Origin of the sequence: Bradyrhizobium sp. 33ap4, from assembly GCF_032654765.1 — a bacterium.
Lineage (GTDB): Bacteria > Pseudomonadota > Alphaproteobacteria > Rhizobiales > Xanthobacteraceae > Bradyrhizobium > Bradyrhizobium australafricanum.
This window is the reverse complement of record NZ_JAUMTJ010000005.1, coordinates 126,400-152,130: the sequence shown is the minus strand read 5'-3', so window position 1 is coordinate 152,130 and position 25,731 is coordinate 126,400. Positions and strand designations below refer to the sequence as shown.

At 64.8% G+C, this 25,731-nt stretch carries 23 protein-coding genes; 9 read left to right on the top strand and 14 right to left on the bottom strand.

Annotation, left to right across the window (positions count from 1 at the left end; all coding sequences use genetic code 11):
* Positions 1-38: 38 nt before the first annotated feature.
* The 8 genes from ggt to Q2M23_RS05755 form a co-directional block, all read right to left on the bottom strand.
* Positions 39-1,775, bottom strand: a complete 1,737-nt coding sequence (gene ggt, locus Q2M23_RS05790; RefSeq protein WP_316394925.1) for a gamma-glutamyltransferase — start codon at positions 1,773-1,775, stop codon at positions 39-41.
* A gap of 84 nt (positions 1,776-1,859) precedes the next feature.
* On the bottom strand, positions 1,860-3,359 hold the full coding sequence (locus tag Q2M23_RS05785) for an amino acid permease (RefSeq protein WP_410469694.1): 1,500 nt from the start codon (positions 3,357-3,359) through the stop codon (positions 1,860-1,862).
* A 146-nt stretch (positions 3,360-3,505) separates the two neighbouring features.
* Entirely contained in the window at positions 3,506-3,814 is a 309-nt protein-coding gene (locus Q2M23_RS05780) for a BA14K family protein (RefSeq protein WP_316394922.1), read from the bottom strand.
* A gap of 136 nt (positions 3,815-3,950) precedes the next feature.
* On the bottom strand, positions 3,951-4,448 hold the full coding sequence (locus Q2M23_RS05775) for a c-type cytochrome (RefSeq protein WP_057020025.1): 498 nt from the start codon (positions 4,446-4,448) through the stop codon (positions 3,951-3,953).
* Between the two features lie 34 nt (positions 4,449-4,482).
* Positions 4,483-5,760, bottom strand: a complete 1,278-nt coding sequence (soxC, locus tag Q2M23_RS05770; protein ID WP_141340571.1) for a sulfite dehydrogenase — start codon at positions 5,758-5,760, stop codon at positions 4,483-4,485.
* Between the two features lie 221 nt (positions 5,761-5,981).
* Positions 5,982-6,452: a DUF1801 domain-containing protein gene (locus Q2M23_RS05765; protein WP_141340570.1), complete on the bottom strand. Its 471-nt coding sequence runs from the start codon at positions 6,450-6,452 to the stop codon at positions 5,982-5,984.
* Between the two features lie 157 nt (positions 6,453-6,609).
* Positions 6,610-7,566, bottom strand: coding sequence for a catechol 2,3-dioxygenase (locus Q2M23_RS05760; protein ID WP_316394919.1), 957 nt, complete (start codon positions 7,564-7,566; stop codon positions 6,610-6,612).
* Between the two features lie 180 nt (positions 7,567-7,746).
* Positions 7,747-9,639 carry a putative bifunctional diguanylate cyclase/phosphodiesterase gene (locus Q2M23_RS05755; RefSeq protein ID WP_316394918.1) on the bottom strand — a complete coding sequence of 631 codons (1,893 nt, stop codon included), beginning with the start codon at positions 9,637-9,639 and terminating at the stop codon, positions 7,747-7,749.
* Positions 9,640-10,037: 398 nt separating this feature from the next.
* Between Q2M23_RS05755 and Q2M23_RS05750 the strand changes: the two genes are divergently transcribed.
* From Q2M23_RS05750 to Q2M23_RS05740, 3 genes are all read left to right on the top strand, one after another.
* Positions 10,038-11,786, top strand: coding sequence for an ATP-binding protein (locus Q2M23_RS05750; RefSeq protein WP_137479616.1), 1,749 nt, complete (start codon positions 10,038-10,040; stop codon positions 11,784-11,786).
* 98 nt (positions 11,787-11,884) lie between these two features.
* Positions 11,885-12,463 carry a peroxidase-related enzyme gene (locus tag Q2M23_RS05745; protein ID WP_076826497.1) on the top strand — a complete coding sequence of 193 codons (579 nt, stop codon included), beginning with the start codon at positions 11,885-11,887 and terminating at the stop codon, positions 12,461-12,463.
* Between the two features lie 8 nt (positions 12,464-12,471).
* Positions 12,472-12,984: an MgtC/SapB family protein gene (locus tag Q2M23_RS05740; RefSeq protein ID WP_316394916.1), complete on the top strand. Its 513-nt coding sequence runs from the start codon at positions 12,472-12,474 to the stop codon at positions 12,982-12,984.
* On the opposite strand, the gene Q2M23_RS05735 is transcribed toward Q2M23_RS05740, so the two are convergent.
* On the bottom strand, positions 12,945-13,571 hold the full coding sequence (locus Q2M23_RS05735) for a ParB-like protein (protein ID WP_057019711.1): 627 nt from the start codon (positions 13,569-13,571) through the stop codon (positions 12,945-12,947). The genes Q2M23_RS05740 and Q2M23_RS05735 overlap by 40 nt on opposite strands.
* 436 nt (positions 13,572-14,007) lie before the next feature.
* On the opposite strand from Q2M23_RS05735, the gene Q2M23_RS05730 reads away from it, so the two are divergent.
* The 6 genes from Q2M23_RS05730 to Q2M23_RS05705 all read left to right on the top strand — a co-directional run bounded on the left by Q2M23_RS05730 (position 14,008) and on the right by Q2M23_RS05705 (position 18,830).
* On the top strand, positions 14,008-14,349 hold the full coding sequence (locus Q2M23_RS05730; RefSeq protein ID WP_057019710.1) for a hypothetical protein: 342 nt from the start codon (positions 14,008-14,010) through the stop codon (positions 14,347-14,349).
* Between the two features lie 181 nt (positions 14,350-14,530).
* Positions 14,531-14,830 carry an acyl carrier protein gene (locus Q2M23_RS05725; protein ID WP_024582229.1) on the top strand — a complete coding sequence of 100 codons (300 nt, stop codon included), beginning with the start codon at positions 14,531-14,533 and terminating at the stop codon, positions 14,828-14,830.
* 9 nt (positions 14,831-14,839) lie between these two features.
* Positions 14,840-15,316 (top strand): 3-hydroxyacyl-ACP dehydratase FabZ family protein, encoded by a 477-nt coding sequence (locus Q2M23_RS05720; RefSeq protein ID WP_141340566.1) that lies wholly within the window; start codon positions 14,840-14,842, stop codon positions 15,314-15,316.
* Complete coding sequence (locus tag Q2M23_RS05715; RefSeq protein ID WP_141340565.1) at positions 15,309-16,493, top strand: beta-ketoacyl-ACP synthase; 1,185 nt, start codon at positions 15,309-15,311, stop codon at positions 16,491-16,493. Before Q2M23_RS05720 ends, Q2M23_RS05715 begins: the two co-directional genes overlap by 8 nt.
* Positions 16,494-16,599: 106 nt before the next feature.
* On the top strand, positions 16,600-17,877 hold the full coding sequence (locus Q2M23_RS05710) for a beta-ketoacyl-ACP synthase (RefSeq protein ID WP_028344597.1): 1,278 nt from the start codon (positions 16,600-16,602) through the stop codon (positions 17,875-17,877).
* A gap of 17 nt (positions 17,878-17,894) precedes the next feature.
* The gene (locus tag Q2M23_RS05705; protein ID WP_057019707.1) at positions 17,895-18,830 is read left to right on the top strand and encodes a lipid A biosynthesis lauroyl acyltransferase; all 936 of its coding nucleotides are present in this window, start codon (positions 17,895-17,897) and stop codon (positions 18,828-18,830) included.
* Positions 18,831-18,933: 103 nt separating this feature from the next.
* Here the strand turns inward: Q2M23_RS05705 and Q2M23_RS05700 are convergent, their stop codons facing one another.
* The 5 genes from Q2M23_RS05700 to Q2M23_RS05680 all read right to left on the bottom strand — a co-directional run bounded on the left by Q2M23_RS05700 (position 18,934) and on the right by Q2M23_RS05680 (position 25,673).
* The gene (locus Q2M23_RS05700; RefSeq protein WP_316394913.1) at positions 18,934-20,043 is read right to left on the bottom strand and encodes a polyamine ABC transporter substrate-binding protein; all 1,110 of its coding nucleotides are present in this window, start codon (positions 20,041-20,043) and stop codon (positions 18,934-18,936) included.
* Between the two features lie 6 nt (positions 20,044-20,049).
* The gene (locus Q2M23_RS05695) at positions 20,050-21,219 is read right to left on the bottom strand and encodes an aminotransferase (RefSeq protein WP_316394911.1); all 1,170 of its coding nucleotides are present in this window, start codon (positions 21,217-21,219) and stop codon (positions 20,050-20,052) included.
* A gap of 8 nt (positions 21,220-21,227) precedes the next feature.
* Positions 21,228-21,557 (bottom strand): rhodanese-like domain-containing protein, encoded by a 330-nt coding sequence (locus tag Q2M23_RS05690; RefSeq protein WP_016848419.1) that lies wholly within the window; start codon positions 21,555-21,557, stop codon positions 21,228-21,230.
* Between the two features lie 136 nt (positions 21,558-21,693).
* Entirely contained in the window at positions 21,694-23,619 is a 1,926-nt protein-coding gene (locus Q2M23_RS05685; protein ID WP_057019704.1) for a potassium transporter Kup, read from the bottom strand.
* Positions 23,620-23,774: 155 nt separating this feature from the next.
* Positions 23,775-25,673 carry a potassium transporter Kup gene (locus Q2M23_RS05680; protein ID WP_038376908.1) on the bottom strand — a complete coding sequence of 633 codons (1,899 nt, stop codon included), beginning with the start codon at positions 25,671-25,673 and terminating at the stop codon, positions 23,775-23,777.
* Between the last annotated feature and the right edge of the window lie 58 nt (positions 25,674-25,731).

Genomic DNA, 25,731 nt, shown 5'->3' with positions numbered 1-25,731 from the left:
CGCTCATCCGGGCTACGGATTGTCGCTAGCCGTCACGATCAATAGCCCGCGGCGAGCCCCGAATTGCGCCGCGGGTCGTTCGCGCCATAGAAGCGGTTGTTGCCGACCGGCTTGCCGCCCAGCGACGGCGCGCCGATGATGATCACCGCGAGGTGGTTGGCCGGATGCGGCGGGCCGAATTTGTGGCCCATGCCCTCCAGGATCTTCCGCGTATCCGGCGACAGCGTGTAGTCCTCGAGGTTGGTCACCTCGGGAAGCCACTGCTGGTGGAAGCGCGGCATGTCCACGGCCTCCTGCGCGTTCATGCCATAGTCGATCGCGTTGATCATCGTCAGCAGCACGGCGGTGATGATGCGGCTGCCGCCCGGGGTGCCCATCACGATGACCGGCTTGCCGTCCTTGGAGACGATGGTCGGACTCATTGAGGACAGCGGACGCTTGCCGGGGACGATCGCGTTGGCCTCCCCCTGCACCAGCCCATACAGGTTCGGCACGCCGACCTTGGCGGTGAAGTCGTCCATCTCGTCATTGAGCAGCACGCCGGTCCTGGCCGCCGTCACCTTGGCACCGAACCAGTCGTTCAGCGTGTAGGTGACCGACACCGCATTGCCGTCCTTGTCGGCAATCGAATAGTGCGTGGTGTTGCTGCCCTCATGCGGCGGAACGCCGGGCTTGATGTCCCTGGACACACCGGCCTTGGCCGGGTCGATCGCGGCACGGATCTTCGCGGCGTAGGTCTTGTCGAGCAGGCGCTCGAGCGGATTTTTCACGAAGTCCGGATCGCCGAGATAGCTGTTGCGATCGACGTAGGCGTGGCGCATCGCCTCGATCTGGTAGTGCACCGCCTGCGCCGAGTGGTAGCCGAGCTCCTTCAGCGGATAGCCCTCGAGGATGTTGAGCATCTCGCAGATCACCACACCGCCCGAACTGGGCGGCGGCGCCGAGACCACGTGGTAACCGCGATAGTCACATTCGACCGGCGCCAGCTCGCGAACCCTGTAGTTGTCCAGATCCTCCTGCGTCAGCAGTCCCTTGCCGGCCTGGCTCGCGGCGACGATCGCAGCACCAACCCAGCCCTTGTAGAAGCCATCACTGCCGCGCTTGCTGATCTCGCGCAGCGTCTCGGCGAGCTCATGCTGCGTCAGCCGTTCGCCGACCTGGAACGGCTTGCCGTTGTTGAGGAAGATCGCGGCCGAGGCCGGATCGTCCTGAAAGTCCTTGGTCGAGGCCTGCAGCATGCTGACGTCGCCCTGGTCGAGCACAAAACCATCCTCCGCCAGTTGCAGCGCCGGCGCGATGACGTCAGCGCGCTTCATCGTACCGTATTTCTCGCGCGCATATTCCATGCCGGCCACCGAGCCCGGTACGCCGACGGCGAGATGCCCCTTGGTCGATAACCCGGGGATGACCTTGCCGTCCTTGTCGAGATACATGTCGGCTGTGGCGCCCTTCGGCGCGGTCTCCCGGAAATCCAGGAAGGTCTTGCGGCCGTCGGCGAACTGGATGGTCATGAACCCGCCGCCACCGAGATTGCCGGCGGCGGGATAGGCCACCGCAAGCGCGTAACCAACGGCGACCGCCGCATCGACCGCATTGCCGCCCCGTTTCAACACCTCAACGCCGACCTGGGTCGCGAGATGCTGCGCGGAGACCACCATCCCGTTCTCGGCGGCGGCCGGCGCAACCGAGGCTGCGCGACCGGGCGCAGCCGACGCGATGCTGATCGAGACGAGCGCGGCGACCATCCATCGCGCGCGTGCCGTTGGATTTTGCATAAAAGTCTCCCCGGAGAATGCCGGCCTGTCGCGGCTTGCGGTGCTATCTCAACGCGTACATCTAGCAGGCCGCACGCGCGCACACTATAGGCCCGCGCGGTCCCCGCCGCTTGCCCGCAGCCGGCTGTGCCGTCTGCCATAGGCCGCATAGATCACAAGCCCGATCACGAGCCACACCGCGAGCCTGATCCAGGTGTCGAGCGGCAGGCCGAACATCAGGAACAGCGAGGTTGCAGCGGCGGCGGGGGCCACCAGCCAGATCGCCGGCGCCTTGAACGGACGCGGCAATTCCGGATCGCGCACGCGCAGCACCAGCGTGCCGATCGAGACCACCGTGAACGCGAACAGCGTGCCGATCGAGACCAGTTCGCCGACCAGCCCGATCGGCAACAGCCCACCGAGAAGAGCGGCCACGGTGCCGGCGAAGATGGTCGAGACATAGGGGGTCTGGAAGCGCGGATGGATCTTGGCGGCAAAGCCCGGCAGCAATCCGTCATGCGCCATGGCGCGAAAGATCCGCGGTTGCGCCAGCAGCATGATGAGGATCACCGATGTCAATCCGAACAGGATGCCGAGCTTGATGAACGGACCGAGCCAGCCGATACCGATCGCATCGATGCCGACGGCGATCGGATCGGGCACGCTGAGCCGGTCATAGGGCACGATGCCGGTCAGCACGAATCCGACCGTGACATAGAGCGCGGCGCAGATCACGAGCGAGCCGAGAATGCCGATCGGCATGTCGCGCTCCGGCGTCTTCGCTTCCTGCGCCGCGGTCGAGATCGCGTCGAAGCCGATATAGGCGAAGAACACCACCGCCGCGCCGCGGACCACGCCGGACCAGCCGAACACGCCAGGACCGGCATTCGGCGGGATCAGCGCGCCCTCCGGGTTGCTCGCCGTTACCCAGTTCGCCAGGGTCACCGAGGAAGCCGCGGTAGCGAGGAACAGCGCGATCACAACGAGCTTGACCACGACGACGAAGCTGGTGAAGCGCGCGGACTCGCGAATGCCGACCACCAGCAGCGTGGTCACGAAGGCGATGATCACCATCGCCGGGATGTTGATGACCGCACCGGTCGATGACCACGCGCCGGTGTTGACGTCGTAAGCGAGCGGCGCCGAGGTGAATTGCTGCGGCAGGTTGATGCCGAAATCGCGCATCAGACTGACGAAATAGCCGGACCACCCGACCGAGACCGCGATCGCGCCGACCGCGTATTCGAGGATCAGGTCCCAGCCGATGATCCAGGCGATCAGCTCGCCGAGCGTGGCGTAGGCATAGGTGTAGGCGCTGCCGCAGATCGGCACCGTCGACGACATCTCGGCGTAGCACAGGCCGGCGAAGGCGCAGGCCACCGCACCAAGCATGAAGGAGAGCGTGACCGCGGGACCGGCATTGGCGGCGGCCGCGTGGCCCGTCAGCACGAAGATGCCGGCGCCGATGATGCCGCCGATGCCGAGCGTGACCAGTTGCAACGCCGACAGCGAGCGCCTGAAGATCGGCGTCTCCGCGTCGCCATCGGCCCGCGCCGCCTCCCGCAACAGGTCCGAGGTCGACTTTCGGTCCCAGAAACCGGCCAGAGCGTCGGTCACGCCGGGTGTCCTCCGCTGCTCGGGTCCGGCGGGACCCGACACGATCGGCGGACTATAACGCGCCTAACGTCCAGTCGTTCGCGCGCCGGGCGAATGCCGGCGCCCTTATCCACCGCCAAGCGCGGTGCAGGGCCTTATCGGCAGGGATGGCGGCGGCCGTCGCGGCCAAGGAAGGTGCTGGACGCCGGATCGAATGAACGGTAACGCGCGCAGGCGGAAGATGGCTCCACCGCAGGCATGGCGGCGTAGGCGTTCGCCGGATTGCCGCGGCGCTGCACGGCCTCCTGGGCCTCACCCCATGGCGTCAGGGCGCCGCCGTTGATCGCGCTGCGTCCTGGATTTTGCGCGTCGAAATATGCCGGCTCCGACATCTGGGCCGCGACCGGCGTGAACGTCATTCCCACGAGCAGCATGGCGGCTGCGACTGCCCATGACCTGGTCATGCGGCCTCTCCTATCGATCATAAACGTGTGCCGGATGACGGCCGAGCCGCCCCCAAACGGACATAGGGACGGCAATCCTCCGGGCACAGGGGCCACGACGTCACGATGCTGCGAGCCACCCGGCCGTGCCTGCCGCTCAGTGGTTGTGCACGTCGGGCCGCGGGTCGGAGACGAAGCCGTCGCGGTTCGGCATCTTGATGGCGGCGAGCGACTTGGCGTCGAGCACCGCATTGGCCGGCACGATGCCGTTCAGACTGAGGATGTAGGCGGACACCGCGTAGACGTCCTCATTGCTCAGCGACTGCGGCGCGTTCTGCGGCATCGCGCGGCGGATGTAGTCGAACAGCGTCGGGGCATAGGGCCAATAGCTGCCGACGGTGCGGATCGGTTTTGGGCTCGCCAGCGTGCCCTGTCCGCCGACCAGGCGATCGCCGATGCCGCCCTGCCCGCTGTCGCCATGGCACGCAGCGCATTGCTCGCTGAACACCGTGCGGCCGTGCTCGACACTGCCGCTGCCCGGCGGCAGGTTGGAGCCGTCACGGCCGATATCGATGTTCCAGCCGGCGATCTCGGCAGGCGTCGCCGCACGCCCGATGCCAAAGCGATCCTCGGCCTGCCCGGCAGTGGCGAGCATCGCGATCGCACTCACAACGAACGCCGTCTTGAGCTTACGCCTGGCCATTGCTCACCTCACCATTCGCATCGATGCGCCAGGGCCAGATCGCGTTGTTGTGGTAGAACGAGTTGAGACCGCGCACCTTGACCAATTCCGCCAGCGTCGGCTGCACGTATCCGGTCTCGTCGATGGCGCGGCTCTGGATCACGGCAGGTTTGCCGTCCCAATGCCAGGGCAAGCGAAAGCGCGTGAGCGCGCGCGTCAACACCGGCTCCTGCAATTCGGCCTGCTGCCAGCTTTTGCCCTCGTCGAGCGAGACCTCGACGCTCTTGATCTTGCCGTGACCGCTCCACGCGATGCCGGTAATCTCGTGAAAGCCCTGCGCAGTCAGCTTCTGCCCGCCGGACGGCCGTGTGATGATCGACTTGGCTTCCATGTAGAAGGTGAATTCGCGCGACGTGCCGTCAGGCATCGGGTCGGTGTATTTCGAGGTCTCCTCGCGCGAATAGGCCGGCTCGGCGACGACCTTGAGCCGGCGCAGCCACTTCACGTTCATGTTGCCCTCGAAGCCGGGCAGCAACAGGCGCAGCGGGTAGCCCTGCTGCGGGCGCAGCCGCTCGCCATTCTGGCTGTAGACCAGCATGGCGTCGTCGAGGCATTTCTCGATCGGGATCGAGCGCGTCAACGCAGCGGCGTCGGCGCCTTCGGCCACGATCCATTTGGCGCCGGTCTGCGGGCCCGCTTCGTCCAACACCGTCTTGAGCGGCACGCCGGTCCATTCCGCACAGCTCAGCAGGCCGACGAGGTCGGAGGCCGTCTTGCCGTACGGCTTGGTGTAGACCGGATTGCCGGAGCACTCGAGGAAGTGGATGCGCGACTGCGACGGAAAGCGGCGGATGTCCTCCATCGTGAACACCAGCGGGCGATCGACCATGCCATGCAGCACCAGCCGGTGCTCGGCCGGGTCGATGGTCGGCACGCCGCCATGGTGGCGTTCGTAGAACAAACCGTTCGGCGTGATGATGCCGTCGAGCTCCTGCAGCGGCGTGCGGCCCGAAGCGGAGATGTATTGCGGCAGCGTCTTCGAGATGTTCTTGACGACAGCCTTCTCGTGAACCGACGGCGTGCCATAGGGCTGGCTTCCCATCGGGTCGCCGGGCGCTTTCATCCATTCCGGCACATTGGGCGGAAGATTATTCCCCTGTTCGGCAAGCGCGGTAGAACCCGCAACTCCCGATATGGCGGAGCCACCGGCCAGTGCTGCGCCGGCCTGAAGGAATCGCCTGCGAGACGCCTCTCGCACGCGCTTGTCCGTCGTGTGTTCGCTCATCGACGTTTTCCTCTGACGTTACCAGAGCATGATCCGGAAAAGTGCGAAGCGGTTTTCCGAAAAGATCATGCCAGGACAACAATCCAAAGCGCGATGGCGATTCATCGGGCTTTGGCGCAGCCTAACACCAAAGGGCTGAGGCGAGGCAATGCTCTATCGCGCAGAGCTGCATCGACAGCGCGTCGTGGCCGCTGCTTACCGGTCCTGACCTGCGTTGCCACTCACATCCGTTCGCCGGGCAATTGACTGGCTTGCTTCACCCACGCGGTGAACTGGGCTTCGTCGAGCTCGTCGTTCTCGTGAATGTCGAGATAGCGCGTGTGCTGCTGCTTGGACTCGCCCGGCGGCACCGGATGCAGCGACGCACCGCGAAAGAAAGCCACCTTGACGTAGCGCGTGAAGACATGGATGCCGAGGAACCAGCCGTCGCCTTCCATGCCGTAGAGCGGCGAGTTCCACTTCACCGCCTTGTGCACGCCGGGGACGGCACGCACGATGAGCGCGTCAAGCTTGCGCCCGACGTCGCGCTTCCACCCGGGCATCGCGGCGATATAGGCTTGCACCGGAGCATCGCCATAGCCTTTTGCGATCTGCGGATTGCCGCCCGCGAGCAGACGCGGCTTTGCCGAGCCACGCTTCGCGGCGCTCTTTTTCGCCCCCTTCGCCGACGTCTTTCGCGTCTTGCCAGCCATTGTGCCCGCTCTCACCGGTTCAAATTTCGCGCGGCGCAGCGTCCGCCGCCGCGAACCGGATCATATCGGTTGCGCGTCGGCGCTGTCGTCAGCGACCGCGGGTGTTCGCGGCGGCGTATCGACGCGCTCGGGCGGCCTTCGTGCGGCGGTCTCGCATCTAGTCGATCACGGGCGGGGTGCCGTGGGTGTGAAACGACTCGATCGTCTTCAACCCCCACGCCTGTCCCTTCCTGCGCTCTTCCTCGGTCCACACGATCGGCTTCCAGTCCGGCGCAAGGATCAGGCGTGCGCCGGCGTTGGCGACCTCGACGCGGTTGCCGCCGGGTTCATAGACATAGAGGAAGAAGGTCTGCTGGATCGCGTGCTTGTGCGGCCCGGTCTCGATATGCACCCCGTGCTCGAGAAAAATATCCGCAGCACGCAGGATCTCCTCGCGGCTGTCGAGCGCGTAGGTAACATGGTGAAGCCGGCCGCGCTTGCCGTAATGGTCGCGCGTATAGGCGAAGTCGTAGCTCTTGTTCGACATCGTCATCCACATCGCGGCTTCCGTGCCGTCGTTGAGTACGATCTGCTCGGTGGTGCGGCAGCCGAGGTAGTCTTCGAAGAACAGACGGTTGGCTTTGATGTCGACCGCGAGGCAATTGAGATGGTCGAGCCGGCGGACATTGACGCCGCGCGCCGGAAAGCGCTGCGCCTGGTTTTTCAGCGCGGGCTTCAGCTCGGCCGGCGCCTCGTACCACTCGGTCTCGTAATAGAGCTCGATGACATGGCCGTCGGGATCGCGGCAGCGGAATGCCGGCCCCTGCCCCATGTCACCGTCGATCCAGCCGATATCGAAGCCCGAGCCCTTCAGCGCGGCAGCGCGGCGTTCGAGCGCCTGCGGGCTGCGCGCCCGCAGCGCCATGTGCTCCATCCCCGAAGTCTTCGACGCCGTCAGCTTCAGCGAATAGCGCTCGTAATCGTCCCAGCCGCGCAGATAGACCGACTTCCCCTTGCGGCCGCTGACGGTCATGCCCATGACGTCGACAAAGAATTTCAGGCTCTCGTCCGGCTTCGGCGTCAAAAGCTCCATGTGCCCGAGATGCGCGAGATCGAAGATCGGTTCCGGCTGCATGGACGGTCTCCCTCCGCGACGACGCCGGATCGACGACTTGCGGTTGGACAGTGAGCGGCGCGCCGATTTGTACTAGTGTACAAATGATTAGGTCCCGTCAACAAATTACTGGCGACGGCAATTGCGCTCGCAGGGCATTCCATGGCCGGAATCACCTCGTGAAAGCGGTCAAGGCAGGCGTCAGGCGACCGAGACAGCCTTCTCGTGATCCGACGACAGGAGCTTGCGGATTTCAGCCGATGACACCGGCCGGCTGAACAGATAGCCCTGCATCTCGGTGCAGCCGAGGATGCGCAGCAGGTTGCGCTGCTGCTCGGTCTCGACGCCCTCCGCGGTCGTGGTCATGTCGCTGGCAGCGGCGATGTTGACGACGGCCTGGACGATCGTGGACGACGCGCCGGTCCCGGCGAGATCCTTGATGAAGGCGCGATCGATCTTGATCTTGTCGAAGGGGAAGCGCTGCAGATAGCTCAGCGAGGAATAGCCGGTGCCGAAATCGTCGAGCGCGATACGGACGCCGAGTTCGCGCAGCTGATGCAGGATATCGAGCGCAGCCTCGTCGTCGCGGATCAGCACCGCCTCGGTGATCTCGAGCTCGAGCCGCGAAGGTGCCAGACCTGTCGCGGCGAGCGCGGCGGCGACGTTGAGTGCCAGCGTCTGGCTCTTGAACTGGATCGGAGACACGTTGACCGCAACATGAACATGCTCCGGCCAGTTCATCGCCTCGCGGCACGCGGTGTTGAGCACCCAGTGACCGAGATCGTTGATCAGGCCGGTGTCCTCGGCGATCGGGATGAAATCCGCCGGCGAGATGGTGCCGCGTTCGGGATGACGCCAGCGCACCAGCGCCTCGCAGCAACTGACCTGCCCCTCCTCGAGATGGAGCAGCGGCTGATAGTGCAGCTCGAAGCTGCCGTCGGCGATCGCCTGGCGCAGCTCGAGCTCGAGGCTGCGCCGCGCCTTGGCGCGTGCATCCATGCCGGTCTCGAAGAACCGGTAGGTGCGGCGGCCGTCGCTCTTGGCCCCGTAGAGCGCGAGGTCGGCATTGCGCAGCAATTGATCGATGTCGAGGCCGTCGGCGGGCGCAACGGCGATGCCGATGCTGGCATCGGTGGTGATCAGATGCCCGCTGCAGTCGATCGGCCGGCGGATCGACTGATAGATCGCAGCGAGGAGCTGCATGGTCTCGGTCTGATCGCGGACGGTGGTCTGGATCACGGCAAACTCGTCGCCGCCGAGCCGCGCCGCGACGTTGGTGTCCCCAACGCAGCCGCGCAGGCGGTCGGCGATCGCCCTGAGCAATTCGTCGCCGATCTGATGGCCGAGCGCGTCGTTGACGGCCTTGAACTCGTCGATGTCGATATACATGACCGCGAGCTGCTGATCCGGCCGGATCGCCTTCAGCGCCCGCTCCAGGCGTTCGCGGAACAGCACGCGGTTCGGCAGGTCGGTCAGCGCATCATAATGCGCCATGTGGGCGATCTTGTTCTCGGTGCGCGCACGCTCGGTGACATCCTGGATGGTCGCCACCCAGCCGCCTTCCGGCAGCGGCTTGTTGACGATCTCGATCGCGCGCCCGCCCGGCGCCTGCGTCAGCTGACGCGTGGCGCGGCCAAGCTTCACGTTGCCGATGATGGCGTCGCAGAAGTCGTCGACATCGCCGTCGAACGAGCCCGTCTCCTGTCTATGCGCAATCAGCCGGTGCATCGTGCAGCCGGGCTTGGCGACGTCGGGCGAAAGCCCGAACATCTCGATGTAGGGGCGGTTGCAGATGATGATGCGCGCCGATGCATCGTAGAGCACGAGGCCCTGCGGAATGTTGTTCACGGCGGTCATGAGATTGCGGCGTTCGCTGGCGAGCCGCTCGTCGGAGATTTCGTGCCGCTTGAGCAACAGGAAGACGATCACGGCCATGATCGCGAATGCCGCCATCAGCAGGCCTTCGCGCTCACTCCATTGCGCGGTCGCGCTTCCGAGCAGGCTGCCGACCAACAGGCCGGCACAGAACGCCAGCCCCTTGGTCGAGCCAGCATCGGCATTTCCTGACGATGAATTGCGGTGTTCGATGCGCACGCTGATCTCTCCCAGGGCGCGGCATCGTTACGCAGCACAAATGGAAAGGTCGTTACAACTCGCAGTTAGCAATCGGTTACGCGATACCGGGCGACAGGGTATGACAAATCGCGCCCAATGCCCCGTAAACCTACGGAGCTGCCGATGCACTCCTCAGAGATGGTGAATCCCGCCTTAACGGAAAAACCGGGAAACAAACGCGGCTGTGCCGGAAAGCGACGATTCCGCCGCCGATGCGCGCGACAGCGCGTAATCTCCCGGTACGATAGAAACAAATCGTCACCGGGAAGGTGTAGATTTAGCCGATGCGGAACCCCGGCGATTTAACGGTTTTTCCAATCCCGGGCGGGCATATTGGTCCGGACATTTAGATTTTGAGAACGAGCCAGGCTGGAACTGTGACACCCTTCGGACGTGTGATCTCTGTGCGCGGCTCGCAGGCCCGGGTTGGGCTGCTGGCGGGCGGCCAGATGCAACTTTCGGAAATGCGAGCGACCGTCGGCCGGTTCGTCAGTATCCGCTGCGCGAGTTCGGTCATTGTCGCTATGATCACCGAAGTGACGTGCGAGAACCTGCCGGCGTCCGACGAATACATGGCGACCGCCTCGGTCGACCTGCTGGGCGAGATCCTGGGCGGCGACCGCCCGAAATTCCAGCGCGGTGTCACCCACTATCCGACCATCGGCGACAGCACCGATCTGATCACGAACCAGGAGCTGCGCACGGTCTATGCGCCGAGCGGCTCGGACCAGATCAATGTCGGCACGCTGCAGCAGGATCGTTCTGTCATCGCCTATGTCGACGTCGAGGAGATGCTGTCCAAGCACTTCGCGGTGCTCGGCTCGACCGGCGTCGGCAAGTCGACCGGCGTGTCGCTGCTGCTCAACGAGATCCTGAAGTCGCGGCCGAACCTGCGCATCTTCCTGCTCGACGTGCACAACGAATATGGCCGCTGCTTCGGCGAGCGCGCCCAGGTGCTCAACCCGCGGAACCTGAAGCTGCCGTTCTGGCTGTTCAACTTCGAAGAGATCGTCGACGTGCTGTTCGGCGGCCGGCCCGGCGTGCCCGAGGAGCTCGACATTCTCGCCGAAGTGATCCCGATGGCGAAGGGCATCTACACCCAGTACCAGAACTCCGACCGGGTCGGTCTCGGGCTGAAGCGCATCGACCCCAAGCAGGTCGGCTACACCGTCGATACGCCGGTGCCCTATCGCCTCGTCGACCTGATCTCGCTGATCGACGAGCGCATGGGCAAGCTGGAGAACCGCTCTTCGCGCATCATCTATCACAAGCTGATCTCGCGCATCGACGCGGTGCGCAACGATCCGCGCTACGCCTTCATGTTCGATAATGCCAATGTCGGCGGCGATACAATGGCCGAGGTGATCAGCCATCTGTTCCGCCTGCCCGCCAACGGCAAGCCGATGACGATCATGCAGCTCGCCGGCTTCCCCGCCGAAGTCGTCGATTCCGTGGTGTCGGTGCTGTGCCGCATGGCGTTCGATTTCGGGCTGTGGAGCGACGGCGTCTCGCCGATGCTGTTCGTCTGCGAGGAAGCGCACCGCTACGCCTCGGCCGACCGCAATATCGGCTTCGGGCCGACCCGCAAGGCGGTGTCGCGCATCGCCAAGGAAGGCCGCAAATACGGCGTCTATCTCGGCCTGATCACCCAGCGTCCGGCCGAGCTCGACGCGACCATCATCTCTCAGTGCAACACGCTGTTCACAATGCGCCTCGCCAACGACCGCGACCAGGCGCTGCTACGCTCCGCGGTCTCGGATGCCGCCGCCAACCTGCTGTCCTTCGTGCCCTCGCTCGGCACCCGCGAGGTGCTGGCGTTCGGCGAAGGCGTGGCGCTGCCGACCCGGCTGCGCTTCAAGGAGGTGCCGCCGCACCAGCTGCCGCGCGGCGAGGCCACCATCGCCACGGTACCGTCGGTCACCGCCGGCCATGACATGCATTTCGTCAGCGCCGTGCTGGAGCGCTGGCGCGGCGCCACCTCGCATCGCGATAGCCCGAGCGGCGACGCCAACTTCAACTCTCCGGCGCCGGCGCGCACCATGGCGCCAGCCGAGGCGCCGATGCTGCAGCCCTCGCTCGGCCTCGATCCGGACCGCTTCTCGCTGCTGAAGAAGCCGCTGCGTTAGCCGAATTCCGCCAAGGCGCCGATGCGCCTTGCGCCCAAGGCGTCATCCATTATGGTCTCGCGTGACGCCGCATCCAGGCGGCACGCCGGAACCATCTCATGACGCAGCCGACCGCAAAACGCTTCCCGACGCCCGCTCTCGACAAGCTCCCCGAGGACATCCGCGCCCGCATCCTGGCGGTGCAGGAGAAATCCGGCTTCGTGCCGAACGTCTTCCTCACCTTGGCCTATCGCCCCGACGAGTTTCGCGCCTTCTTCGCCTATCACGACGCGCTGATGGAAAAGGACTCCGGCCTCTCGAAGGCCGAGCGCGAGATGATCGTGGTGGCGACCAGCGCCGCCAACCAGTGCCAGTATTGCGTGATCGCCCACGGCGCGATCCTGCGCATCCGCGCCAAGAATCCGGAGATCGCCGACCAGATTGCGGTCAACTACCGCAAGGCCGACATCACGCCGCGGCAGCGCGCGATGCTCGACTTCGCCATGAAGGTGAGCCGCGCCGCTGAGGAAGTCTCGGAGGCGGACTTCGCCACGCTTGCGGCCCACGGCTTCAGCGACGACGACGTCTGGGACATCGCCGCGGTTGCGGCATTCTTCGCGCTGTCGAACCGGCTCGCCAACGTCACCGGCATGCGGCCGAACAGCGAGTTCTACATGCTCGGCCGGCAGCCGAAATAGAGGACGCCTTGGCGGACTGGAGCGAGATCGTCCTGCGTCTCGGCGCGGCTACCCTTACCGGTTGCGCGATCGGGCTCGACCGTGACCTGCGCGGCAAGCCGATCGGCCTGAAGACGCTGGGTCTCGTCAGCCTTTCGACGGCCATGGTCGTGCTGTTGGCATTGCAGGCCGTCGAGCCCGGCAAATTCACCGACGCGGTGAGCCGCGTGATCCAGGGCGTGCTGACCGGCATCGGATTCCTCGGCGCCGGCGTGATCGTGCGGCAGGGCGACCGCTTCCAGGTCCGCGGCCTGACCAGCGCCGCATGCGCTTTCTTCGCCGCTTGCGTCGGCATCGTCTGCGGCGCCGGACATTGGCCGATCGTCGTCACCGCCGTCGCGCTGGCGTTCCTGCTGTTGACCTTCGGCAAGCGGACCGAGCGGTGGCTGCACCACTTGCTCGGCGGCAGGGAGGATCAACACGGGCCGGCGGTCGCGGCAGATCAGTCGTCAGATGCCGGCCCGCACCAGCCGGGCAAATAGACCGCGTCCTTGCTGCGGCCGAGCGCCAGTCCCTTCTCCAGCGCCTTGGCGAAATTGTTCTCCACCGTCTTGCGCGGGATGTGGCGGCGCAGGAAATCGGCCCACAGGAATTCGCTGAACGGCGTCGTGTCCTTGGCAAAGCCGCCCGCCCGGCGCATCTCGCCGGCGAGGCTGCGGAACGGATCGTCCCTGAGGTCCTTGATCGATTTCGGAATGTCTTTGAAGTGGCGGCGCTCGCCCTTGGAATCGTAGGGATAGACCCAGCGCTTGTTGTCCATCACGCCCCAGAACACGTCACGCTCGACCATCGTGAGATCGCCGATCACCGTGACCAGGATGTCCTTGACGCCCTCGTCGTGCAGCGCCCGCGCCATGTGATGGTGATCGACCACGTAGTAGCGATCGTCGGGACCATGGACTACCGGGATCATGTGCTTGCCCAGCAGTTCGGCGCGCTTCTTGTCCGACTTGTGCTCGCGCCAGCGCTTCCGCTTCTCCGTCACCTCCTGCATGCCGACCGTCATCTGGGTCGGCCGCAGCGACAGGATCGGGACCGGTTTGACGTAAGGCTCGCGCGTGTGGGCCATGATTTATGCTCCCTTTTGACCGGCATTCCGGAACGGGTTCCACTATGTCATGAGCCCGCAGGCGGGTGAAAGAGTCCGGTGTGCCGGAATGGCTTCACGAAGCGGTGGGGGCCGATGGCCGGATGGTCCGCTCTCGGCTGTCGATGCTCCCGGGCTGTCAATGCCCGGGCTGCCAATGCCCGGGCGCGCAGCCTCAACCTCCGTGACGGCGTTGCAGCGCAAACTGTGCATGCGCGAAGGTCGAACGAGCGTGTCGACATCGGCTTGGTCATCGCAATGCCGAGCATCCCGCGCTCCGCAGCAGCCGCCTCGACGGCAAGCCAGTTCCTGGAGGTGATCGACGCATGAATACCACCTCTGCGCGCACCAAGATTTTAGGTGTGAAGTGCAGCGAACATGCTAAACATAGCCGGCGACGCGACCGGACTGACAAACAGTGAAGACGCAGCGGCCAATCTCCTCGGATGCCGAGCACGTGGTGCTCAAATTCCGGCCGCGTACCTCGGCGCAGCCGCCCGGCAAGCGCGAGGAGCCGCACCGAACGACGCGCCCGGCTTCCGTTGCCAACGATCTCTCTCGCTATGAGAAGCCGCGCGAGGAGCCCGACGATTTCCGCCAGCGCATGCTCGCCAACATCGCCGCCTTCGCCTTCACGGTGGCGCTCACCGCGATCGGCATCTGGCTTGCCATGAGCATCGCCGATTTGCGCAAGACCCAGGATTGCGTGCTGATGGGCCGCCGGGATTGCGCGAAGATTACGGTGATGCCGCGCAGCTAGGCTGGCCGGAACCCTGCCCAAAAACCGTCCTTGCGATGCCGGCCAAGCTCCATTGAACTAACGGCCCTGCTCCGATATACGGGCACACGACTCCGGCACCAGCAATCGGGCATTCCGGGGCAACGCGCCCGCCTCCTCTGAGCCGACCCGGAATTACCTTCAATATATCAAAGGCTTAATGATGTCCTCCACATTCGAGCAGATCGCCAACATTATCGCGGAGACCTGCGACATCCCGCGCGACACGATCAAGCCGGAGAGCCACGCGATCGACGATCTGGGGATCGACAGCCTCGACTTCCTCGACATCGCCTTTGCCATCGACAAGGCCTTCGGGATCAAGATGCCGCTCGAAAAGTGGACCCAGGAGGTCAACGACGGCAAGGCCACGACGGAGCAGTATTTCGTGTTGAAGAATCTCGCCGACCGCATCGACGAGCTGGTTGCAGCCAAGAACGCGGGCACGGGCACGGGCTCGTAATCGCCCATCATGCAGCTCGAGATCTTTCAGCTGATTGATCGGATCGTCGACCTCAACCTCGACGCAAGGACCATTGTCGTCGAGGCGGATGTTCCGCCCGACAGCCATTCGGTGTTCGCGGGCCACTTCCCGGGCTACCCGATCATGCCCGGCGTGCTGCTGACCGAAGCAATGGCCCAGAGCTCGGGCTGGCTGATCCTTGGTCTGACCAAGTTCGAGCGCATGCCCTTCCTCGCCATGGTCAAGGAAGCCAAGATGCGCGGCTTCGTCAGCCCCGGCTCGGTCCTGACCATCGAGGCCAAGATCGAGCACGAAGGTTCAGGCTTCGCCGTGACCTCGGCGAAGGTTCGCGTCGGCAAGGAGCTCAAGTGCAATGCCGAGCTGACCTTCCGTCACATCCCCTTCCCCAGCCCGGACTTGCGCGTGCACATGGATGCGATGGCCGCCAAGATCGGGTTTCCGCAGCAGGCACTGAGTAATGGCTGAGAAGGAAGTCTGGATCACCGGCGTAGGCCTGCTCTCCTCGCTTGGCGAGGGACTGGATGCGCATTGGGAGGCGCTCGGCGCCCGGCGCGTCAATGCCGACGAGAAGCGTCTCGCGCCATACGTCATCCATCCGATCGCTCCCGTCAGCTTCGACGCCCAGATCCCGAAGAAGGGCGATCAGCGTCAGATGGAAACCTGGCAGCGGATCGGCACCTATGCCGCCGGGCTGGCGCTCGATTCCGCCGGCGTCAAAGGCAATCAGGAAATCCTGTCGCGGATGGACATGATCATCGCAGCCGGTGGCGGCGAGCGTGACCTCACTGTCGACCTCGCGATCATGAACGCCGACGCACAGGGCAAGTTGCCGCCAGCCCTCCTCAACGAGAAGCTGATGAACGAGCTGCGCCCGACGCTGTTCCTGGCGCAGCTCTCCAACCTGCTCGCCGGCAACATCGCGATCGTTCACGGCGTGTGCGGGACCTCGCGCACCTTCATGGGCGAGGAAGCCTCAAGCATCGACGCGGCACGGATCGCGGTCGCGCGCATTGGAGCCGGCCAGAGTGACATCGCCTTGGTCGGCGCCGCTCATAACGGCGATCGCGGCGACCTCTTGATGCTCTATGCATTCGGCGATCTCGCCCTCAAGGACCAGCATAGCTCGGTCTGGGCCCGCAGGAACAACCCGGGCTTTGCCATCGGCTCCGCTGGCGCCTTCCTCGTGATGGAATCGCGCGAACATGCCGAGGCCCGCGGCGCAAAGCCGTACGCCAAGCTGACCAAGGTTGTCGCCGACCTTGCCCGACGCAAGGAGCCGGGCGCCGTGACGAAATCGCTGCAGGCGTTGTGGCCGCAGCTCGGTGTCAGCGGCGACAACGGTATCCTGATCACGGGCGCGACCGGCGCCGAGCCTGCGACCGCCGAAGAGCGCGCATTCCTCAGCCAGCATGCCGACTTTGCCGTCCGCGCCACCGGAACGACCTTCGGCCACACTATGGAGGCGCAATTCCCGCTTGGGCTCGCGCTGGCCGCGTTGTCGATCTCGCGCGGCGCGCTCTATCCGGCCAACGACCCGACCGGGCTGGAGGTTGAAAAGACCGAAGCGCCAACCCAGATTGTGGTGTTGGGGGTCGGCCACTGGCAGGGCGAAGGCATGGCACTGGTCGAGGCCGTCAGTTAGAGCATGATCCGGAAAATTGTTTCCGAACATCATGCTCGAACAAACAACTAGGGTGCGATGAAGCTCATCGCACTTTAAGTCCGGCGCAAGCACCGACGGGGAAACCATGACAGCACCACGCGATAAATTCGGCCGACCGATCGTTGTCGTGACCGGCATGGGAATCGTGACGTCGCTCGGCGGCGGCAAAACCGACAATTGGAAGCGCCTCACCGCGGGTGAGTCCGGCATCAAGACCGTGACACGCTTCCCGCTCGACAGTATGAAGACGACGATGGCCGGCGCCGTCGATTTCGTCACCGTCGACCCGTTCTCGTCGACCAGCCTGTCGCAGCGTCTGGCGGAGATCGCGACCGAAGAAGCGCTCGAGCAAGCCGGCATCGGCAGCAAGGGCGACTTTCCCGGCCCGCTGTTTCTGGCAGTCGCCCCGATCGAGACCGAGTGGCCGCAACGGCTCGAAGTCGCGCGCGAGGTTCCGACCAAGGACTTTGGAATCATCGAATACCTGGCGACCTGTAGCGGCGGGAAGTTCGCGCACTTTCACCGGCGCTTCACCTTCGGCTCCGTCGCGCTCAACCTCGCCGAGACCTTCGGTACCAAAGGGTCCCCGATTTCGCTGTCGACGGCTTGCGCCTCCGGTGCGACCGCGATCCAGCTCGGCGTCGAGGCGATCCGCCGCGGCGAAACCGATGCGACGCTGTGCGTCGCAACCGACGGCTCGGTGAACCCGGAAGCCATGGTGCGCTTCTCGCTGCTGTCGGCTCTCTCCACCCAGAACGACCCGCCGCAGGCCGCCTCGAAACCGTTCTCGAAGAACCGCGACGGCTTCGTGATGGCCGAAGGCGCCGGCGCGCTGGTGCTCGAGAGCTACGAGGCCGCGATGGCCCGCGGCGCGCGCATCCTCGGCGTCGTCGCCGGCTGCGGCGAGCTCACCGATTCCTTCCATCGCACCCGCTCGGCCCCGGACGGCAAGCCGGCGATCGGCTGCGTGCGCAAGACACTCGCCGATGCTGGAATGGAGCCCGAGCAAATCGATCACATCAACGCGCACGGGACCTCGACGCCGGAAAACGACAAGATGGAGTATCTTGCGACGTCGGCCGTGTTTGGCGAACACACCAAAAACATTCCGGTGTCGTCGAACAAGTCGATGGTCGGCCACACCATCTCGGCCGCCGGTGCAGTCGAGGCGATCTTCTCGCTGCTCACGCTCGAGCATCAGCGGATTCCGCCGACGATCAACTACGAGGTGCCTGATCCCGCGATCCCGTTCGACGTGGTCGGCAACAAGGCGCGCGATGCCAAGGTGACCGCCGTGATGTCGAACTCGTTCGGGTTCGGCGGGCAGAACGCCTCACTGATCCTGACGCGCGAGCCGGCCTAGCGCCCTCGCCTCATCAGATGAAACGCCTGCTCCTTCGCACCAGGGCGCACCTGCGTGACGCCGCGAAGCCCGTGACCGACGCGGCGATCGGCGGGCTGACGATCGGCCTGCTGCGTACGACGCGCTACTTCGATCCCGAGAAGACCGCAAGATTCTTCGGCCGCGCCGCGCATTTCATCGGCCGCCGGCTGCGCGAGGATCGCATCGGCCGCGAGAACCTCAAGGCCGCCTTCCCGGAAAAGTCACCGGAGGAGATCGAGGAGATCCTGACGGGCGTCTGGCACAACCTCGGACGCATCGGCGCTGAATTCGCGCACATCGACCGCATCTGGGACCACGATCCCCAGAATCCCGACAAGCCGGGTCGCGTCGAATTCTCGGCGCGCAGCAAGCAGCTGTTCGATCAGTTGCGTGACGACGGCAAGCCGGCACTGTTCTTCGCCGCACATCTCGGCAACTGGGAGCTCTCTCCAATTGCCGCCGCAGCGCATGGGCTCGACGCCACCATCCTGTTTCGCCGGCCGAACATCGAAGCCGCCGACCGCGCCATCGAACGCATCCGCGCGGTCAATCTGGGCACGCTGGTGCCGGCCGGCCGTGACGCGCCGCTCAAGCTGGCGCAGGCGCTGAAGAACGGCCAGCACGTCGCGATGCTGGTCGATCAGTATTTGACCAACGGCGTTCCCGTCACCTTCTTCGGCCGCAAGACCACCGCGAATCCGCTGCTGGCGCGCCTGCGCCGGCAGATCGATTGCCCAATCCACGGCACGCGGATCATCCGCCTGCCCGACGGCCGCTTCCGCGGCGAGGTCACCGAGGAAGTCAAGCCGGTGTTCGACGCATCCGGCCAGATCGATATCCAGGGCACCATGCAGGCGATCACCGACGTCGTCGAGGGCTGGGTCCGTGAGTATCCCGATCAATGGCTCTGGCTGCACCGGCGCTGGCGGTAGGCCCGACACTCGTCATTGCGAGCGAAGCGAAGCAATCCATTTCTCCGAGCATACGGAGCGATGGATTGCTTCGTCGCTTCGCTCCTCGCAATGACGGATAGACCTACTTCCCGGTCTTCACCCGCGTCCACAGGCGATTGATGATCCGCTGCGTCGCCGGATCGCGCGCGGTGATCACGAACAGCTTCTTCTGCATCGCTTCGTCGGGATAGATATTCTTGTCGTTGAAGATCTTCGGGTCGATCAGCTTCTGGCTCGCCAGATTGCCATTGGCGTAGGACAGGAAGTTCGAGTTCTTCGCCGCGACCTCGGGACGGTAGAGGTAGTTGATCAGCTCATAGGCCTCAGCGACATTCTTCGCATCCGCGGGGATCGCGAGATTGTCGAAGAACATTTGCGCGCCCTCCTTCGGGATCGTGTAACCGATCTCGACGCCGGTGTTGGCTTCCGCCGCCCGGCTGCGCGCCTGCATGATGTCGCCCGACCATCCGACCACGAAGCAGATTTCGCCAGAGGCCAGCGCGCTGAGATATTCGGACGAGTGGAATTTGCGCACATAGGGCCGGACCTTGATGACGAGATCGGCGGCCTTCTCGAGGTCGGCCTGCTTGGTCGAGTTCGGATCGAGGCCGAGATAGCTCAGCGCCGCCGGCAGGATGTCGTCGGCGGAATCCAGCATGTGGATGCCGCAATCCTTGAACTTGGCGAGGTTCTCCGGCTTGAACACCATGTCCCAGCTGTCGATCTTCGCGTCGGGACCGAGAATCTTCTGCGCGATCTTGACGTTGTAGCCTATGCCGGTGGTGCCCCACATGTAGTTGGCGCCGTAGCTATTGCCGGGATCGTAAGTCGCAAGTTGGCTCGTCACTACGGGCCATGCATTGGCGAGGTTCGGCAGCTTCGACTTGTCGAGCTTGAGGAACACCTTCGCGGTGATCTGGCGCTGCAGGAAGTAGCCGGTCGGCACCACGACGTCGTAGCCCGACTTGCCGGCGAGCAGCCGCGTCTCCAGCGTCTCGTTGGCGTCGAATGTATCGTACACGACCTTGATGCCGGTTTCCTTGGTGAAGTCCTCGAGGACTCCCGGCGCCATGTAGTTCGACCAGTTGTAGAAGTTGACCGTGCGCTCCCCGGCGTCGGCGGACGCCGAGAGCAGCAGGACCGTCGCGACCGCGCCGACGAAGCTGACGAGACGACGGTTCTGCTCTCGCATTCTGGCTTACCTCTTGCGGCGGTGGACAGCGTCCGACAACCGCTCCAACGCGGCGTCGAGCGTTGAGTCTTTCTTGGCGAAACAAAAGCGCACGACCGACGTCACCGCATCCTGCTCGTAGAACGCCGACACCGGGATCGCCGCGACCTTGTAGTCCTGCACGATCCGCCAGCAGAACTCGGCATCGGTCTCGTTGAGCCCGAGCGGCGACAGGTCCACGGTGAGGAAGTAGGTCCCCTGCGACTTCAGCACCGGAAAGCCGATGCTCTTCAACCCCTTGGTCAGGCGGTCGCGGCTCCGCGCCATGTCCTTGCGCATGTCGAGGAAATAGTCGTCGGGCTTGCCGAGGCCATATGCCACCGCCGCCTGCAGATTGGGCGCCGTCGTGAAGGTAAGGAACTGGTGCACCTTCGCCGCGACGCGCAGCAGCGGCGGCGCGGCGCAGACGAAGCCGATCTTCCATCCGGTCAGCGAGAAGATCTTGCCGGCGCTGCCGACCTTGATGGTGCGGTCGCGCATGCCCGGGATCGTGATCAGGGGGATGTGCTCGCGGCCGTCGAACACCACGTGTTCCCAGACCTCGTCGCAGATCGCGACCGCGTCGAATTCCTGGCAGAACCGCGCCAGCAGTTCGAGGTCCTCGCGCGGATAGACCACCGCCGCCGGATTGAGCGGATTGTTGAACAGCACCGCCTTGGTCTTGTGATTGAAGACGCTGCGCAGCATCTCCTCGCTCAGCCGCCACTCCGGCGGTTCGAGCCGCAGCAGCCGCGGAATGCCGCCGGCCTGGCGGATGATCGGCAGATAGGAATCATAGACCGGCTGGAAGCACACCACCTCGTCACCGGGCTCGACCACGGAGAGGATCGAGGCGGTCAGCGCCTCGGTGCCGCCGGAGGTGACCATCACCTCGGTCATCGGATCGAGCTTGAGTCCGTGCCAGTGGCCGTAATGCGATGCGATCGCCTGACGGAGTTCCGGGATGCCCATCATCGACGGATATTGATTGTAGCCGTTGATCGAGGCGTCCGCGGCGGCGCGGCGGATGTCCTCCGGACCGGGATCGTCGGGAAAGCCCTGGCCGAGATTGATGGCGTTGTTGTCGCGCGCGGCCTGCGACATCGCCTCGAAGATGGTGACAGGAAGGTCCGCGAAGACCTTGTTCATGGAGGTCATGTCAGGGATCAGCCGCCGGTCTTGGTCGGCAGTCCCGCCGCCTTCCAGCCGATGATGCCGCCCGCCAGGTGCTTGTCGTAGGGCAGGCCCGCGGCCTGGGCGGCCAGCGAAGCCGTCACCGAGCGCTTGCCGGAGCGGCAGGCGAACACCACCTGCTTGCCCTGCGGATCGGGAATCGCCGCCGGATCGAACGTCGACAGCGGCACTACGACGCCATCGGGATAGGCCTCGACGGCGACCTCGTTGGGCTCGCGGACGTCGACCAGCAGATAGCGGCCTTCCGCTATGCCCTTCGACACCTCGTCCGGAAACAAATCTTCCACCTTGTGGTCCGCCACGGAAATATCCTCCCGATATCAGCTTGGCGAGCGTCGCGCGGCCCGCCGTTCCGGGCCGCAAAGTCGCCTCTTGCGCAGAGAAAATCAAGCGTCCGAAACGGGTTAGATGACTCGCAGGATGTGACTGGCAGGACCGCTAGATCGTGACCTGCGTGCCGACCTCGACCACCCGCCCGGTCGGGATCTGGAAATAGTCGGTGGCATCGTTCGACGAGCGGCTCAGCGCGATGAACAGATGGTCCTGCCAGCTCGGCATGCCCGAATGCGCCGCCGGCTTCAGCGCACGGCGGGACAGGAAGAACGAGGTCGACATGATGTCGAACTGCCAGCCGAGCTTGCGGGCGATCGCCAGCGTCTTCGGCACGTTCGGCTGTTCCATGAAGCCGAACTTCAGCGTCACCTTGGAGAAGGTCTCGCTCAGCTGCTCCATCCGCACCCGCTCGGACGGATCGATCCGCGGCGTCGGCGCCGTCTCGATGGTCAGGATGACGTTCTTCTCGTGCAGCACCTTGTAGTGCTTGAGGCTGTGCATCAGCGCGGTCGGCGCGCTGACGGGGTCGCTGGTCAGGAACACCGCGGTGCCGGTGACACGCTGCGGCGGCCGCTTCTCCAACATCGCGACGAGATCGGCGAGCGGGAATTCCAGCTTGCGCGACTTCTCGAACAACAGCCGGCTGCCGCGCCGCCAAGTGTACATCACCACGATCATGGCGCCGCCAAGCGCGAGTGGCACCCAGCCGCCCTCGAACACCTTGAGCAGGTTGGCGGCCAGGAAGGTGATGTCCAGGAACAGGAAGGGCGCGACCAGCGCGGCGGCCGCGATCGGCGACCAGCGCCAGACCTTCCAGATCACGACAAAGCCCATCATCGCCGTCACCACCATGGTGCCGGTCACCGAGATGCCGTAAGCCGACGCCAGTGCGCTCGACGAGCGGAACATCAGCACCAGCACGATGACCGCGATGAACAGGAAACGGTTGATGCGCGGCATGTAGATCTGCCCGGAATGCGCCTCCGAGGTGTGGCGGATCTCGAACCGCGGCAACAGGCCGAGCTGGATCGCCTGCCGCGTCAGCGAATACGCGCCGGTGATGACGGCCTGGCTCGCGATCACGGTCGCCATGGTCGCCAGCGCAACCATCGGGATCAAGGCCCAGTCCGGGAACATGAGGAAGAACGGGTTCTCGATGCCCTTGGGATTGCCGATCAGGAGCGCGCCCTGCCCCAGATAGTTCAGCGCCAGCGACGGCAGCACGATGAACAGCCACGCGGTCTGGATCGGGCGTTTGCCGAAATGGCCGAGGTCGGCATAGAGCGCCTCGGCGCCAGTCACCGCGAGGAAGACCGCACCGAGCGTGATGAAGCCGATCACGCCGTGATGCAGCATGAACGACACCGCGAGAATCGGATTGAGCGCGTATAGCACTTCGGGATGCCGCGCGATCTGCGGCAGCGCCGCGACCGCGATCAGGGCGAACCATACGCACATCACCGGGCCGAAGAAGGCCGCGACGCGCGCGGTGCCGCGCGACTGCACCGCGAACAGGACGACAAGGATCACCACCGTGAGCGGCACGACATAGGGATCGAATGTCGAGGTGACGAGCTTGATGCCCTCGATTGCCGACAGCACCGAGAGCGCCGGCGTGATGACGGCGTCGCCATAGAACAGCGCGCCGCTGATGATGCCGAGCAGCACGATCGCGGCGCCGCCCTTGGTCGCCGCGCGCTGCGCCAGCGCCATCAGCGCCAGCGTGCCGCCCTCGCCATTGTTGTCCGCGCGCAGCAGGATCACGACGTATTTCAGCGTGACGACGACGATCAAAGCCCAGAGGATCAGCGAGAGCACGCCGAGCACCGCATGCGCCGTCACCGCGCCCTCGCCGCCGGCGGCGGCAACGACGGCCTCGCGCAAGGCGTAAAGCGGGCTGGTGCCGATGTCGCCATAGACGACACCGATGCTGCCGAGCATCAGGGCCTTGAAGGTGGCGGTTGAATGCGCCTCACCATTGCCGTTTGCCGCCGGCGTTTCCGCCGCGGTGATCGCACTCTCGGATGACATGGGGAAGCTGTGCCTCTGTCTTCTGCCGCACCGCACAATGCTGGGTCGCAGCGCTATACTCCCGGCAGGAATGCATAGGTTAGCCCGGATTCAGGCCTCCGCCATGCACATCACGCATGGGTCACGGCCGATCAATGTCAGAATCCTGCGCCCGGTCAGATAGTTACCTGGGTACCCACTTCAACCACCCGGCCGGTCGGGATCTGGAAATAGTCGGTGGCATCATTGGCGGACCGGCTCATCGCGATGAACAGGTGGTCCTGCCATTGCGGCATGCCGGACTGGGCCGACGGCTTCAGCGAGCGGCGCGACACGAAGAACGAGGTCGACATGATGTCGAACTGCCAGCCGAGCTTGCGCGCGACCGCCAGCGCCTTGGGCACGTTCGGCGATTCCATGTAGCCGAAGCGCAGCCGCACCGCGGTGAACTTGTCGCTCACCTTCTCCATGTTGACGCGCTCGGATAGATCGACGCGCGGCGTCGGTGCGGTCTCGATGGTCAGGATCACGTTGTGCTCGTGCAGCACCTTGTTGTGCTTGAGATTGTGCAGCAACGCGGTCGGCACGAAGCTCGGATCGCTGGTCAGGAACACCGCGGTGCCCTTGACGATATGCGGCGGCCGCTTCTCCAGACTGTGGATCAGGTCGCGCAGCGGCACCTCGATGCGTCGGGTCTTGGCGACCAGGATGGCGGCGCCGCGGCGCCAGGTCCAGATCATCGTCGCCATCACGACGCCGAACAGCAGCGGCACCCACGCGCCCTCGAACAGCTTCAGGAGATTGGCGCTGAAGAAGGTCATGTCGACGATCACGAACGGCAGGATCAATGCCGCCGCCGACGCCACGCGCCAGTTCCACAGCTTCCAGATCACGATGAAGCCCATGATGCCGTCGGCGACCATCGTGGTGGAGACGGCGATGCCATAGGCCGACGCCAGCCCGCTCGAGGTGCGGAATAGCAGCACCAGCAGCAGCACGCCGATCAGCAGCAGCCGGTTGACGCGCGGCAGATAGATCTGACCGGCATGGGTCTCCGAGGTGTAGCGAACCTCGAAGCGCGGCAAGAGCCCGAGCTGCACCGCCTGGCTGATCAGCGAATAGGCGCCGGTGATGACCGCCTGGCTTGCAATCACCGTCGCGGCGGTGGCTAGCCCGACCAGGGGCAGCAGCAGCACGTCGGGCACCATGCGGTAGAACGAGTTCTCGATCGCGCTGGGATCGGACAGCACAAGCGCGCCCTGCCCGAAATAGTTCAGCAGCAGCGACGGCAGCACGAAGAACAGCCAGCCGGACTGGATCGGCTTGCGGCCGAAATGCCCGAGATCGGCATACAGCGCCTCGCCGCCGGTCACCGCGAGGAATACCGCGCCCAGCGTCACCAGGCCGATGGTGCCGTGGGTCAGCATGAACTGGAGCGCGTAATAGGGATTGATCGCCGCCAGCACCGACGGGTCGTCCATGATGTGAACGAGCCCCATCACCGCCAGCGAGGCGAACCACACCACCATCACCGGACCGAAGGCGGAAGCGACGCGCGCGGTGCCAGAACTCTGCACAGAGAACAGCACGACCAGGATCAGGATCGTCAGCGGCACCACATAGTGCTCGAGATGCGGGGTGGCGAGCTTGAGGCCTTCGACCGCCGACAGCACCGAGATCGCCGGCGTGATCATGGAATCGCCGATGAACATCGAGGCGCCGACCACGCCGAGCGCGAGCAGCGGCCAGCTGCGCCGACCGATCGCGCGCTGGCCGAGCGCCATCAGCGAGAGCGTGCCGCCCTCGCCATTGTTGTCGGCGCGCAGCAGCAACAGCACGTATTTCGCGGTGACGACGGTGAACAGCGCCCACAGGATCAGGCTGAGCACGCCCAGCACCATGATGCGGGTGACCGGTTGGCCGTGCGCGGCGCCGCCGACCGCCTCACGGAATGCGTAGAGCGGCGAAGTTCCGATATCGCCGAACACCACCCCGATGCTGCCGAGTGTCAGGGCCCAGAAGCTGGAGGTCGGTTGTCCTTCCTGAGCTTCGGTAGATGAGACGCTGACAGCCATGGCGAGGTTGGAACGCTCGATCGGTTGATTTGATCCGCGCGGCTATCGACGCTTCCGC